Source organism: Paraburkholderia sp. J11-2 (assembly GCF_905220185.1).
Lineage (GTDB): Bacteria > Pseudomonadota > Gammaproteobacteria > Burkholderiales > Burkholderiaceae > Paraburkholderia.
The window spans coordinates 115920-129499 of record NZ_CAJMYY010000011.1; the positions used below are offsets into that span (position 1 = coordinate 115920).

The window sequence follows — 13580 nt, forward strand, 5'->3', positions numbered from 1 at the left end:
TCGGCACGTCGACCTGCAGGTTCATCGCGTGTGGATTCAAACCAGTTCCTTGCCCTTGAGGCGTTCGAGGATGCCGAGCGGCGCCCATTCGGGATGCACCATGTCCTTCACCGGCAGGAAGAAGGTCTGCTCCATCATGAACTGACCGGACATCACGGCATGCGAGGTGTGATCGGAGAAGCACACCCACACGCTGCCAGGTGGAAAGCCGATGGTCTCCTGCGGGCACGCCTTCTGATAGCCGAGATCGGCCTTCATGCCGTCGTGGAGGTTGAGCATCAGATGGTCGTATTCGCTGCGCGGCGACTTCGTGATGTGCAGCAGGTTCTGCAGCCACGCCGAACCCGGAAACTGCGGCTTGATGTTCGGCAGGAAGCGCTTGGCCATGTCCTCGAACGGCTCGCCCACGCGCCACACGCGCGGCACGCCGTCCGGATTGACGTTGGTGAACACGCGCAGGATGCGCTCGCCGTAGTTCGGGCGCGAAGGAAACGCATCCACGTGCAGGCGCGAATCGTCCTTGCGCCACGAGGTCTCACGCGTTTCGACCTGATGCAGACGCAGGCTCGTGGGCGCCACGCGCAGCTTGCCGGTGTATTCGGGAAAGAGGCCGTCCACCAGCGTGCGGGCGCACGTCTGGTAACGCGCGATCAACGCGCGCACAGCCGACTGCGTGACGGCGTCGCCGAGCACGCCATGCAGCGCGCCGCCGTTGGGGTCGAGGCTGATGTTCTTGCGCTTGGGGTCGGCGATCGCGGGGTCGAGCAGCGCGCGCTCGCCGCCTTCGATCGCAAAGGCCAGGTTCGGAAAATACAGCACCTTGCCCTGCTCGACGGCGTCGAGCAGCGTCTCGCGCGGTTGCGAGAGCTGCTGGCCGTGCCAATCGGCGGAAGTGATTTCGATGATCTGGGATTCGTTCATCATATTGCGCGAGATACCCCGCCATTCACGGCGAGGAGGGATAGCGCGGACCGCGACGCAGCCCCTGTTTCCGCGACTCCTTCTGGAGTGGCTATCCTTGAATATGCGTAGCCGTCGCTACGCTGAACAAGCCGGCAATAGCGGTGCGAAATACCTTGCACTACACTGCCCGCCCCTTGAATATTGAAGTTTCCCGACGCCCGCACCGCTACGCGGCCACAGTACCTGCCGGCTCTCTTTCCGCCAGGCACGGTGGCACGCACCATGTCGCCCGTCTGAAAACCGTAGTGCTGCTTCTTGCGGGTCAGGTAGCCGCGCGGCAAACCATATCGGTCCAAGCGCGTTCGCTGGTAACTGCCGCGCCCGGTGCACTTTACCTGTACGGTCGCCTTCTGCCAGGCGATAACGAGTGAGACGTTTCCGACACATGCTGCGTCGAGTGCGTGCGTCTTCGGCACGCCGAGCATGGTCCGGTTGAACTTCGTTCGACCGCCCGAAGCGAGTTCGACAGGCAAGCCGGTCGCCTTTAGCGCTTCCGTCAGCACGCAGCGCGTCGCATTCATGATTGCGGCATCTTTCAGTGGTCGCTTCGCCTGTGCGAGGATGCGAGAAAGCCGCTTCGGCTCCTTCGCCAGAAAGACCTCGATGGGCGACGCGCCCTTGGCCCGGTTACATGCTTTGCAGGCAAGCGTCAGATTACTGACGCGGTTTGAGCCGCCCCGCGCCTTTGGGTGGATGTGCTCGATCTGCAGAGACGTGCCAACGGCATCGCAGTAAGCGCACTGACGGCGCCATTTCTCAAGCAAATATTCGCGCACCTCGTAGCCCGCGAGTGTCCCCTGCTGGTATTCAATGCCTTCGATGTCTGGGTTATCGAGCGCCTGCATGTCGAAGCGCGCGAGCTCGCTGGATATCGTCCTCACCGGAGCCCAGCGTTGCATGCGTCGAACCCACGCGCTTGTCGTGTCAACGCGATGCTGCAATGAGGGGGGCAGCCAGCCCGCCGGGCGTGTTCGGTTCAAAAATCGCGAGGGTCGGTAACGCAGGGTGCCACGCCGGCGTCGACGCATGGCCCGCCGCGCGGTCAGCGCCTCGCTAATTTGTCGCCCACGATGCACCAGCTCGAATAGACTGAGCACTACAGCGCCGCGCTTACTTTCACGTGTACCAAGCTCAACGATTTGAATATCGCGTACCAGCGCCATTCCAGTGGTCCTGCTTCCTGGGTCGAGCTTCACACGCAGGGGCTGGCTTGCACTGGTTTCGACATGACGATCAACGAGCCGAATGACGAAAGGCATAACACGATGCACGCGTGCGCGACCGCGTGCGAGTAAAAGCCTCGCGCGTTTCTCGCTACACGGCATCAATGACCTGCCTCGCCTGTCCAGCACGAAAACCGACATCTCGGCTCCTGGCGGGTGAAATTGCCCCGGAATCCCTCCGGTACGGGTGCCCTTACGGGCCTTGTGACGGGAGCCTTGCGGCCCCGCTCCCCTCGACCATGTTGTACAGCAGGTGATGAGTCGCCTCACCCGTCGCAGCCCGTTTCCTGCCTACCCGGGGCATGTCTGCAGCTGCAACTTCCAGAGCGCCGAACTGAGGAAGCATCCGGCGGTGGGTCTGCTGTCTCCTGCACAACGTAGCGCCTTGCGGCGCTTGGTCTGGTCAATCTCAGACATGCGAGGTGTTAGTCCGCAAGCCTCGGCCTTGAGGCCGGGGTGATTGACGGTCGCCCCTGGAAGCGATAAACCGGCTTGCCTTTGCACGACGCGGCATGGCTCGTTTGTAAGTGCGTCGCTCACGTCTCGCCACGGCCCTGGCAGCGTCTCGGGCAAGCCCGCGCGTCGCCCTCATGCCCTGCAGGCCTTACATACCTGCCCAGGTACGCTATCGCGCACGGCGATCCCGCGGCACTTGCCTGCCGGGCTTGCTACAGCAACCCGAAGCCCGCCAGCGCGCCCTTCACCTGCGCGAGCGTTGGCGGCTGGCCTGCCGTACCCAGATTGACGACGTTCGGCGACCAGTAGCCGCCCGTGCGCCAGGCGGTCGCGAAATTGTACAACTCGACAGTCGGGCGCTTCAGCGCGGCCGCGATATGCACGAGACCCGTGTCCACGCCCACCGTGGCCGCCGCGCCGTCGATCAGGCCGACCACGGCCGGCAGCGAGAGCTTGGGCGGCACGATCGCCGCTTCGCCGAATTCGCGCGCGAGGCGCTCGCTGGTGGCGCGCTCGGCCTCGCTGCCCCAGGGCAGCACGAGCGACGCACCACGCCGCACGAGCGCCTGTCCCAGCTCGATCCAGTGCTGGTCAGGCCACTGCTTGTCGGCACGCGACGTGGCGTGCACGAACACCACATAGGGCACCGGCAGATTCAGCCCCACTTCCGCGAGCGCCTGGGCGGCGCGGTAGGTGTCGAGGCCGAAGTCGATGTCGTCGGTGCTCGAGGGCGGCGCGAGATCGAGCGCGCCCGCAACCAGTTGGCGCGTGCGCTCGACCACGTGGGTGCGCGGCTCGATGCGGATCGAGCGGTCGTAGAAGAAACGCACGGGCCATTCGTAGCCCGCGCCGTCGGTGCGGTTGCCGAGGCCGACTAGCGGCCCGCGCGCCCAGCTCGCGACCCAGGCCGTCTTGATGAGCCCCTGGCAGTCGATCACGAGGTCGTACTTCTCGGCCGCGAGTGCGCGCCGGAAAGCGCCGATCTCGCGCCAGTTGGCGCTCGAGAAGAGCCTCTTGCGCCAGCGGCGCAGCGAGAACGGAATCGCGCGGCGCACGCCCTCCACGAGCTCGACGAGCGACTGGAAGCTCTCTTCGACGAGCCAGTCGATCTGCGCGTCGGGATACCGCCGCCGGATATCGGCGATGACGGGCATGTTGTGGACGACGTCGCCAAGCGACGACACGCGCACGATGAGGATCTTTTGCACGCTCAAGGCAATTTGTGCGGACGAATGAAAAAGGTCCGCAATTTTAGCGCGCCGGGCGAAGATAAGCGAAAAAGGGGGGAGAAAGCGCGGGCATGTGCGCCACTCCCCCCAAAGGCCTCGGGGCCCATAAAAGTCGCCGCCGCGGAAACCGGTATCGAGGCGCAAGCGGCGCGCCGCTTGCGCTCTGCGGCGGCAAACCTTTCTTACTGGACCAGTCTTGGTGGCGTGTACGCCCCGTAACTTGGCCCAACCCCTCCCGAATTCGCTGTCTCGCAATGGCTCATGTCGTTGGACATCTGTGCCAGCACGTAGGGCGTAGAGCCGTTGCTCGCATCGAGAATGTGCAGACAGGCAAATGCCAGAACCGGCTGAAAACCGCTCGTCTGCGGATCGTTCACGACAACCACCGTCGCCCACGCGCATTGCCCATTGCCCGCAGCGCTACAAGCGGCCGTGTCCTTGAAGATCGAGTTTTTCTCGCCGGTCTGAATCCACGTTCCCGGCGACCCACCCACAGAGAACGTCGTGCTGTTGCCATTTGTCAACAGGCTACTGGCATAGCTGGCACTGTTGTCGTTGACGTTAAACGTCGTCCACTGGCCGGATTGACAGGTTCCGTATTGATAGCTGGATCCGATCTGAAAAATGTACGGCTGTCCCGCAACCTGAGGCGTCGAGAAGCCGGACACGGTGCCGCTGGTGGGCGAGAGCATCGGCGAATTGGTCGACGAATTCCAGTAGTTGTTGTACAGGCACTGCGACATCGCCATGGGAAAGAGCCCGCCAGGTCCCACGTTGCCGGGCGAGGACAGCACGGCCGTCGCCACCGCACTGGCTTTGAGGACACTGACGCCGAACACGCTGCTCAGAAAGCCCGTGACCGAGCCGTTCGCGTTCGAGCCGTCTTTGCGGATGGTCACCTGTACGGCAGCCAGGTCGTTCGCTCCCGGTGTGAACGGCAGTGCCTCGAGGCCATACGGCGTTCCCGTAGCGTTCCAGTATCCGGTCGCCACCGTACTCGCCTGCACATAGGCGCCCTGGACCCGGTTGGTCGCGTTTGACGTCGAGAACGTCGACGCTGTCGCTGACGCCGTCGTGAAATCGGGCTGGGTAGCGGAGCTGTTGCCGCACTCGGTGCGCGGTTTCAGACAACCCGCACCGGCCAGCGCGGCCGCATCAGCCGCATTCTGGAGTTCGCTTCGAGCGACCATCAGATTGCCGATGTCGATGGCCAGCGCCGCGGTTCCCAACAGAAAGACCATGAACACCGCAACCGTGATGGCCACCGCCCCTTTCTGCTTCCGTCTGCTCCCCGTGCGCATGATTGTCCCCTTTATTCGTTGTTCATGACGGTCGTGGCGGACAGCGTAAGTGCACCCGTGATGGGGGCCACCATTCGTCCGAGCGCCAATCCGTTGTACGTATAGGAGACGGTCACCGAAAGCGGTTGACCGAAATTGCCGCCGGCGCCAGTCGTCACGACCGTAGGCGTATTCTGCGTTCCGAACGTCAGCAGGTAGCTCGACGTGTAATTCGTCACGACCGTCTGGACGTCGCTGGCCGTTGGCTTCGGGCTCTTCAGCACGACTCCGGCGCGGGCGCCTTCCCGGCTGGCATTGGTAATCACCGCCTTGTCGTAAAGGAACAAGCCCATTTCGATGATGCCGAACAGCAAGATCAGCAGCACCGGCAGCACGAGAGCAAATTCCACTGCAGCCACGCCGCGCTGGCCGCGCCTGCCGCGCCTGCGCCGCGGGCTCGCTGGGCCCCTATTTCCCCGTCCCGGGCCTAACGGAAGTGACGGCGCGCCGGTCTTTGCAGTTTTCATAACATCCCCCGATTGAATCGCCCCTGCAGGGCTTGCTCTATTCATGTCGCGCGTTCCAGCCCACTACTAGCCGCCGTTCATGGTCGGCAGCATCGTCCGATAGATATGCAGCATCGCCGGCCCCATCAGCACCACCATCAGCGCCGGAAAGATGCAGAACATCAACGGAAACAGCAGCTTGAGCGCGATTTTTGCGGCCTTTTCCTCTGCAAGCATGCGCCGGCGCGTGCGCAGCGTATCCGAGAGCACGCGCAACGAATCCCCGATGCTCGTGCCGAAACGCTCGGCCTGGATGAGCATCGTGCTGAACGAGTCGACGTCTTCCACACCCGTGCGCATGGCGAGGTTGCGCAACGCCTTTTCCTTCGAATAGCCCGAGCGCATCTCCAGAAGCGTGAGGTCCAGTTCGTCGGCGACCACTGCGCTGCGCAACCTGATCTCCTCCGCTACGCGCATCAATGCGGCATCGAGACCGAGGCCCGCTTCGACGCAGACCGTCAGCAGATCGATGGCGTCGGGGAAGTCCTCGAAGATCGCGCGCTTGCGTTGCGCGACGAAGCGCGCGAGCGCAAGCCCCGGCAAGTAGTAGCCGAACACCACAAGCGACACGAGAACGACTGCAAAGCGCGTAACCGAACTCGCCGCCCCGCCGCCGCTAATCATCCACATGGCCGCAAGCGTGGGCAACAACAGTGCCAACACGGTGCGAGTGCCGAAAAAGATCGCCACGGCACCCGGCGAGCGCCAGCCCGCGTTCATCAGGCGTACGCGCAGCGCCGAAACTTCCCAGCCCTCCTTGGGCGTCGAGAGCCGGGAAAGCGGCTCGGAAATCTGCACGAGCTTTTCGTACCAGGCCTCGTTGGTGGCATCCGGCTGCATACCAGGAACAGGTGAGCCGCGAGCGCCGCCCACTTGTTCAATGCGCCGCCGCATGGTCCTCGGTGCAAGGACATACATGCCGGCCAGAGACAGGCCGAATACGCAGGCAAACAGACAGATCAGCAACAACAACCGCGTCGAATCGATCGCTAACATGACTCCCCCCTTCGAATTTTGTGGATGGCGCGAAACGCGGCGTCTTCAGACGCGTATGCGTACGATGCGCCGCCCCCAGAACATGCCGGCCAGCAGCAGCGCGGTGCCGGCTTCGAGCATCATCACGCCCGCCGGGTCCTGCCATAGCACTTCTAGAAAGTCAGGATTCACGAAGGAAATGGCGCCGCCCGTGACCACCGGCAGCAAACCCAGCACCCGCGCCGAGAGGACCCCTTCCGCGGAAAGCACGCGCACCTTGTCGAACAGTTTGAAGCGCTCCCGCACGAGGCTCGCAATGCCGTCCAGCAGCTCGGCCAGGTTGCCGCCCGTCTCGCGCTGGATCAGCACGGCGATGACGAGGTAACGCAGATCCCCCACCGGCATGCGCTGCGCGAGCGCCGTCAATGCCTCGTTGAGCGACACGCCATAGTTGATCTCGTCGAACGTGGTGCGAAACTCGGCGCCCATCGGGTCGGCGAACTCGGTGCCGACGAGGTCGATCGCACCCGTGAGCGCATGCCCAGAGCGCAATGCGCGCGCCAGCATGTCGCAGGCATCCGGCAACTGCTTCTGGAAGCGCTGCATCCGCTTCGTGCGCCGATAACGCACGTACATCAACGGCAGCAGCGTAGAGACCGCCGCACCCGACGCCAGCATGACGAGCGGTACATGGATGAACATCGCCGCTACGGTCGCGAGAACCGGCATGAGCGCGCACATTGCGATAACGCGCGAAGCCGTCCAGCTGATGCCCGACTGCTGCACCCACGCCTCGAACGAGCGAATGCCCGGCGTGAGCAGCAGCATGCGATCGACCAACTTCGACCCGTCGAGCTTGCGCGCCTTGAGGATCGACATCGCCTCCTTGCGCCCCAGTCCGCCCGTCGCCACGGCCTCGATGCGCGACTCGAGGCGGCGCGCAACGGCGCCGTGCCGGCTGTTCCACCATTCCCACGCGCCCTGGCTGGCAAGCACCACGGCTACGAAGAGCAGCAGGATTGCCAGAATGAAGGTTGTACTCATGCCATGCTCCCCCGGATGAACGTCGTGAATATCAGACCGTGTCGTAGCGCCGGCCCGGATCGAAAATCTGCTCCGGCAGGTTCACGCCAAACGCCGCGAACCGCTCGCAGAATTTCGGCCGCACACCGGTCGCACAAAAATGGCCACGCACGTTGCCGTTCGAATCCATGCCGGTGCGCTTGAACGTAAAGATTTCCTGCATGTTGATGATGTCGCCTTCCATGCCGGTCAGCTCCGAAATGCTCACGATCTTGCGGCGGCCATCGGTCAGGCGTGCGGCCTGCACGACCACCGAGATCGCAGACGAGATCTGATGGCGCATCGTGCGCGGCGGCAACGCGAGGCCGCCGAGGCTGATCATGTTTTCGAGGCGTGTGAGCGCATCGCGCGGCGTGTTGGCGTGGATCGTCGCGAGCGAGCCTTCGTGGCCGGTGTTCATCGCGTTGAGCATGTCGAGCGCTTCCGCGCCGCGCACTTCGCCGAGAATGATGCGGTCCGGGCGCATACGCAGCGCGTTGCGAACGAGCGCGCGCTGAGTGATCTCGCCTTTGCCTTCGATGTTCGGCGGACGCGTCTCCAGGCGCAGCACGTGATCCTGGCGCAGTTGAAGTTCGGCCGCGTCCTCGATCGTCACGATGCGTTCGTCGTTCGGAATGAAGCCCGAGAGCACGTTGAGCATGGTCGTCTTGCCGCTGCCGGTGCCGCCCGAAACGAGAATGTTGACCTTGGCGCGCGCGAGGCCCTCGAGCACCTGGGCCATGGGCGGCGTGAGCGTTTGCAGCTCGATCAGATCCGAGACCAGCAGCGGCTTGACCGCAAAGCGCCGGATCGACACGAGCGGCCCGTCGACAGCCGAAGGCGGGATGATGGCGTTCACGCGCGAGCCATCGGGCAGGCGCGCGTCCACCATCGGGCTCGATTCATCGATACGCCGCCCCACCCGCGAGACGATCTTCTCGATCACCTTCATGAGATGGGCGTCGTCGTAGAAGTTGACATCGGTGAGTTCGAGCTTGCCGCGGCGCTCCACGTAAGTCTGGCACCACGTGTTCACGAGAATGTCCGAGACAGTGGGGTCGCGCAGCAACGGCTCGAGCGGACCGAAGCCGAACATCTCGTCGTACACGTCGACGGCCAGCTGCTTGCGCTCGAGGTCGTTCGCAAGCGCCTTCTGCTCTTCGAGGATGCGGCCCACGAGCGCGTTGATTTCGCTACGGATCTGCTCCTGGGGCATGCGTGAGAGACGCTCGAGTTCCACGCGTTCGAGCACCGCATGATGCGTGTCGTACTTCAGCTTCTGGTACGCCTCGGTCTTCGCCCGGGACGGCGGCGCGGAGGCCAGGGCGGCCGCGCCGCCCGTATCGGTGCGCTCGACGATCGTCGGCTCGAGGCGCTGTGCAAAGATCTGCTCGCGAAGGGACATGACCTTTCTCCTTTACATCAAACCGAGTTTGGCTGGCGCCTGGCGGCCGAGCATGCGCGCGAACAGGGATTCGCCCTTGCCTCGCGTGCTCGCGCCTGTCGCGTTCGGGAGCGCAACGCTGGACGCCAGCGTACGCAGGCTGCGCGTCACGGCGCTGCCGGGCGCTGCCACGGCAATCGGCACCCCCTGATTGACCGCTTCGGCAACGGCGCGCGTATCGTCGGGAATGACGAGGAACGGCTTCATGGCGAGCACGGCGTCGGCGGCCTCGCGCACGCGCTCGCCGTGACGCGTCTGCCGGTTCAGAAGCAGTCGCATGCGCTCCGGCCCGTAACCGAGCGACTGCAATATCTCCTGTAGCCGGCGTCCCGCCTGAAGATGCGGCATGCTCGCCTGCAAGACGATGTGGATCTCGTCACTGCGATCGAGCGCGAGCATGGAAAGCGGATTGATCGTCTGACCGAGATCGAGGATCACGCAGTCGTAACGGGGCGCGGCAACGCCGAGCACCCATTCGAGCCTGTCCTGGCGCATCTCGCCCGCCTTGATCGGATCGCCCGCGCCCGCCAGGATGTCGAAGTTCCCGGCGGCGTGCATCACACTCGCTTCAAAAAGCGCCACGTCCATGCGGTCGACTTCGGCGCACAACTGCGGCAGCGTCGAGGGCGGCGTCTCCGCGGTCACGAGAAACGCCGCGTCCGCGTAGAGCTGGTTCAGGTCGATCAGCAGCACGCGGCGGTCGTGCGACTGGGAGACGATATGCGCGACGTTCGCCGCGATGAAGCTCGTTCCCACGCCGCCCTTGCACGACATGAACGAGACGATGCGCGACGTACGCGCGCTCCCGTGCGCACGCTGGCCGATTGCGCGCTGCAGCGCCTCGCCTATCGTGCGGCCGTCAGGCTGCCCAGTGACGACGTCGCGAAAGCCCGCGCGCATTGCCGCGATGAGTTCGTCTGGCGACGCATCGGGCGTCAGCAGAATGCACGTGAGCCGTTCGCAACGACGGCACAGCTCGCTCACGGAAGGCAACTGTGCCTCCTGCAGCCCTCGCGCGTCGACAATCAGGACATCGAAGGCGTCGAGCGTGTCGCCGCGCTCGACGAGATCGAACGGTGTGCCTACGCTACGCGTCGTGCGGTACGGGCCGCATCCCGCGATCGTGCGCATGATCTGCGCAAGCCGCTCCGCGTCCGTCGAGGTAATGAGTATGTCGATCATGATCGTATGTCCCCGCTGTTGTTCCGTTCTCTGGCCGATGCACACCGCTTACTGGCTACCGCCGCCACCGCTCACGCCTATCGTGTAGGGGTTCGCAGATGCCGTCGGATGCTGGAACGACTTGTCGTAGTTGTCCATCGCCGATGCCGCCGACTTGCCGTCCACACCCGGCTGCGATGCGTGCTGGCCCGCGTCCGGGTCGATGATTTGCGCCTGCATCGAGTGGCGCACGGCTTGCCCGAAGTGCGCGTCCCAGATCGGCGTGCTGGTCATGCAGCCGCCGAGCGCTGCGCCGAGCGGCGCGATCAGCAGGAACCGGCGAACAAATGCAAAGTTTTCGAGTTTCATTTTGGCCTCCTGATCGCCTGGTCAATGAGCGGTAGTTTCGTTCGAGGCGATGCGTGCCGCCTCGCGCTCGATTCGCTGCGCACGTGCCGCGCTGTCGTCGCCTGGCGAAGGCACGAGGGCCTGTGCAGCGACCTGCTGCGTGGGTACGGATTGCGCCAGCGCTTCAGCAGGCGGCGCTGCCGGCAGCGGCGATTCCTCGCGTCTGGAAGAGACCTGCGGCGCGGGCAGCGCAGCCGGCGTTTGCGGTGCGGCCGGGACCGGCGGCGTCGAGCCAGGTGCGGGCTCACCCGGTGCGGCCTGCGTGCCAGCGGGCGCGGGCGGCGCAAAACGACCCTGGTTGCGCTGGGCGCGGCCTTCCATGTTGCCCGTTGCGTACACGTCGGCTTCGTGGACTGGCGAGAAGCTGTCCGTGGGCATCTGGAGTTGCGCGATATCCGCCACCGGCTTCACGAGGTGCGGCGTGACGATGAAGATCAGCTCCGAGCGGTCCTGCTGGAACGACGTGCTCCTGAGCAACGCGCCCAGTACCGGCACCTCACCGAGGCCCGGCACGGCCTTCAGTGAGCCGGTAATGTTGTTGCTGATGAGCCCACCGATCGCGAACGACTCGCCATCGTGCATCTGGACCGTGGTGGAAGCGCGCCGCGTCGTGATGAGCGGCAGGATGCTCACGCCGCTGACGTTCGACGCGCTGAGCGTGACGCCCGTGGGCGACAGTTCCGAGACCTCCGGCGCCACCTTCAGGTTGATGCGCCCGCCGTTGAGCACCGTAGGCGTGAACTTGAGCCCCACGCCGAACTCCTCTTCCTGCAGCGTGATCGCCGTGGCGGACGTGCCGCCACCGCTTTGCGGCACAGGGATGAAGATTTTGCCGCCGGCGAGGAAGGTGGCTTCCTGACCGCTGATGGTGACGAGGTTAGGCTCGGCCAGGATCTTCACGAGGTTGTCGGTTTTCTGCGCGTCGATGGCGAACTTGAGCGGATTGTTGTTCGCCTTCGAGAAGCCGAATGCGCTCGACACGCCCGCGAGCAGATTGCTCACCAGCGCCCCCGTCCAGGAGCCGAAGCCGCCCTGGATATTGACGGCTGAGCCGAGCTGGTCGATCAGCGTCTTGTCGACTTCGGCGACCTTCACTTCGAGCATGACCTGCTGCGGCGAGTCGACGCTCAACATGTTGATCACGCCGCCCGTGTGCGCGCCGTTGTTGCTCTGACCGCTCACGCCGAACACCTGGGCGATTTCCGCGGCCTGCTGGGCGGCCTGCGCGCTCGATACATGGCCGGCGAGCACGATGTTGTCGGCCGCCGTCGAAACGCGGATGTCACGCTCTTGCGGCATCAGTTGCGCAAGTGCCGCCTGAAGGCCGCCGGAGTCGGCGCTCACGATCACATCGATCACCTGACATGCGCCGCTCTTGCCCTGGACGATCATGTTGGTCGTCCCGACCGCCTGGCCTACGATGTAGAGGGTTTGCGGCGACACCATGGTCGCCTGGGCGACCTCCGGATTGCCGAGCGTGCGGTTGCGCACGGGTTCGTCGATCGGTACGAGCGTCGACTTGCCAAGTGGCACGACTACGTTGCTTTCGTTGCGAATGGCCCCGACGCAGTTCGGTCCGCGCAGCGGTCCGGCCACGGCTTTGGGCGGCGCGCTGCTGCCTTGCTGCGGCCCCATGCTGATGGTCATCTGCATGGGACCCTTGCCCATGGGAACCGCAGCGCTTGCGGCCGGCTTCTCCTGCCCTGCGTTGCCGTTCGACTGCTGTGCCCAGCCCGGAGTCGAAGTCATCAACCCGGCGCAAACCCAGGCAAGCGTTGCGACACGCCACGGACGAACGCCGTTGCGGGCCCCCGTGGACCCCACGTTTACTTTGGTATCCATATCGTTATACCCCGTACTTACCTGCGTTTTAATGGCGGCTTTACCGCTCACTCGCCCTCTACCCGGATGGTCATCGCCGGATTCAGGCAGCCGTCCTGCTTGCTTTCAGAAACACTCCTGACTGCCGGTCACGCCCGAAAGCACGCCGATACAGTTACGCTTGACTGGCGCACGCTCGGCGTACTTCACACGCACCGGGTGTGCCGGTTCCGGCAGCGGCACGGGCGGCGGCAGCGGGCCACCCAGCAAAGTCTGTTTGGTCGCGCCGTCGGTCATGAGCTTGTTGTCGTCCACCTGGTTGCGCAGGACGAGCGAGAGCGTGCCCACGCTGCGCGCCAGATCGAGCTTCTCCGCCTGCTCGGGCGTCACCTCCAGGGTCACCGCGTTCACAACCTTGGGTGCGGTATCGTCGCGATTGACCTGCTGCGCAACCGCCAGCACCAGAATTTTTTCGAGCACGATCTTCGAGATGCTCTGCTGCTGCGTATCGGCTTTTTTCTCCGGCTCCTGCGTGTTGACGATTACGTCGACGTAGTTGCCCGGCAACGCGAAGCCCGCGACGCCAACGACGTCGTTCACGCGGACCGTGATCGCGCGATGTCCGTCGCCAATCACCGCCGATAGTCCGCCTTTCGTGCCCACGGGCGCGAGCTTCGACTCGAGCACCGGCTCACCGCGCGTGAGGCTTGCGCGCACCACCCGCCCGTCGAGATCCTTCGGTAGTGCGAAGGTTCCAGGCGGGAGACTGTCCTTTGGCCAGCTGACCGTTCGGATCATCGTTTCATTGATCGGCTGACCGAGATTGATGTCGTCCGATGCGACGGCAACCGGCACCGTGGCCCCCGACGACGTTTGAAGCAACCATTTGGAAGCGAACACCACTGCGGCCAGTCCGGCCAGCAGAGCAATCGCGAGCATGACAAACGCGCGGCTGTTTTTCATGACATCCCCCGTAAGCATTCCATAACATT

At 64.3% G+C, this 13580-nt stretch carries 12 protein-coding genes; all 12 read right to left on the minus strand.

Features of this window, described 5'->3' with window-relative positions; genetic code table 11:
• Positions 1–36 precede the first annotated feature (36 nt).
• The gene (locus U5A57_RS17335; RefSeq protein ID WP_321912997.1) at positions 37–921 is read right to left on the minus strand and encodes a Kdo hydroxylase family protein; all 885 of its coding nucleotides are present in this window, start codon (positions 919–921) and stop codon (positions 37–39) included.
• Positions 921–2327, minus strand: a complete 1407-nt coding sequence (gene iscB, locus U5A57_RS17340) for an RNA-guided endonuclease IscB (RefSeq protein WP_321912816.1) — start codon at positions 2325–2327, stop codon at positions 921–923. The genes U5A57_RS17335 and iscB overlap by 1 nt, the downstream gene beginning before the upstream one ends.
• 527 nt (positions 2328–2854) lie before the next feature.
• The gene (waaC, locus tag U5A57_RS17345) at positions 2855–3856 is read right to left on the minus strand and encodes a lipopolysaccharide heptosyltransferase I (RefSeq protein ID WP_321912817.1); all 1002 of its coding nucleotides are present in this window, start codon (positions 3854–3856) and stop codon (positions 2855–2857) included.
• 197 nt (positions 3857–4053) lie between these two features.
• Positions 4054–5136: a pilus assembly protein TadG-related protein gene (locus U5A57_RS17350; RefSeq protein ID WP_321912821.1), complete on the minus strand. Its 1083-nt coding sequence runs from the start codon at positions 5134–5136 to the stop codon at positions 4054–4056.
• A gap of 47 nt (positions 5137–5183) precedes the next feature.
• On the minus strand, positions 5184–5561 hold the full coding sequence (locus U5A57_RS17355; protein WP_321912823.1) for a TadE family protein: 378 nt from the start codon (positions 5559–5561) through the stop codon (positions 5184–5186).
• Between the two features lie 183 nt (positions 5562–5744).
• Positions 5745–6713: a type II secretion system F family protein gene (locus U5A57_RS17360; RefSeq protein ID WP_321912825.1), complete on the minus strand. Its 969-nt coding sequence runs from the start codon at positions 6711–6713 to the stop codon at positions 5745–5747.
• 45 nt (positions 6714–6758) lie between these two features.
• Complete coding sequence (locus tag U5A57_RS17365; protein WP_321912827.1) at positions 6759–7736, minus strand: type II secretion system F family protein; 978 nt, start codon at positions 7734–7736, stop codon at positions 6759–6761.
• A 31-nt stretch (positions 7737–7767) separates the two neighbouring features.
• The gene (locus U5A57_RS17370) at positions 7768–9159 is read right to left on the minus strand and encodes a CpaF family protein (RefSeq protein ID WP_321912829.1); all 1392 of its coding nucleotides are present in this window, start codon (positions 9157–9159) and stop codon (positions 7768–7770) included.
• 12 nt (positions 9160–9171) lie between these two features.
• Positions 9172–10380 (minus strand): AAA family ATPase, encoded by a 1209-nt coding sequence (locus tag U5A57_RS17375; protein WP_321912831.1) that lies wholly within the window; start codon positions 10378–10380, stop codon positions 9172–9174.
• Positions 10381–10428: 48 nt separating this feature from the next.
• Entirely contained in the window at positions 10429–10728 is a 300-nt protein-coding gene (locus tag U5A57_RS17380; RefSeq protein ID WP_321912833.1) for a hypothetical protein, read from the minus strand.
• A gap of 21 nt (positions 10729–10749) precedes the next feature.
• A complete protein-coding gene (locus tag U5A57_RS17385; protein WP_415774636.1) occupies positions 10750–12609 on the minus strand; it encodes a pilus assembly protein N-terminal domain-containing protein in 1860 nt (619 codons plus the stop codon).
• A 105-nt stretch (positions 12610–12714) separates the two neighbouring features.
• Entirely contained in the window at positions 12715–13551 is an 837-nt protein-coding gene (cpaB, locus tag U5A57_RS17390; protein ID WP_321912835.1) for a Flp pilus assembly protein CpaB, read from the minus strand.
• Positions 13552–13580 lie beyond the last annotated feature (29 nt).

Bases quoted from the DNA above. Each gene is read 5' to 3' on its own strand.
- U5A57_RS17335 (WP_321912997.1), bottom strand. From the start codon at position 921: ATGAACGAATCCCAGATCATCGAAATCACTTCCGCCGATTGGCACGGC.
- iscB (WP_321912816.1), bottom strand. From the start codon at position 2,327: ATGTCGGTTTTCGTGCTGGACAGGCGAGGCAGGTCATTGATGCCGTGT.
- U5A57_RS17360 (WP_321912825.1), bottom strand. From the start codon at position 6,713: ATGTTAGCGATCGATTCGACGCGGTTGTTGTTGCTGATCTGTCTGTTT.
- U5A57_RS17365 (WP_321912827.1), bottom strand. From the start codon at position 7,736: ATGAGTACAACCTTCATTCTGGCAATCCTGCTGCTCTTCGTAGCCGTG.
- U5A57_RS17370 (WP_321912829.1), bottom strand. From the start codon at position 9,159: ATGTCCCTTCGCGAGCAGATCTTTGCACAGCGCCTCGAGCCGACGATC.
- U5A57_RS17375 (WP_321912831.1), bottom strand. From the start codon at position 10,380: ATGATCGACATACTCATTACCTCGACGGACGCGGAGCGGCTTGCGCAG.
- U5A57_RS17380 (WP_321912833.1), bottom strand. From the start codon at position 10,728: ATGAAACTCGAAAACTTTGCATTTGTTCGCCGGTTCCTGCTGATCGCG.
- U5A57_RS17385 (WP_415774636.1), bottom strand. From the start codon at position 12,609: ATGGATACCAAAGTAAACGTGGGGTCCACGGGGGCCCGCAACGGCGTT.
- cpaB (WP_321912835.1), bottom strand. From the start codon at position 13,551: ATGAAAAACAGCCGCGCGTTTGTCATGCTCGCGATTGCTCTGCTGGCC.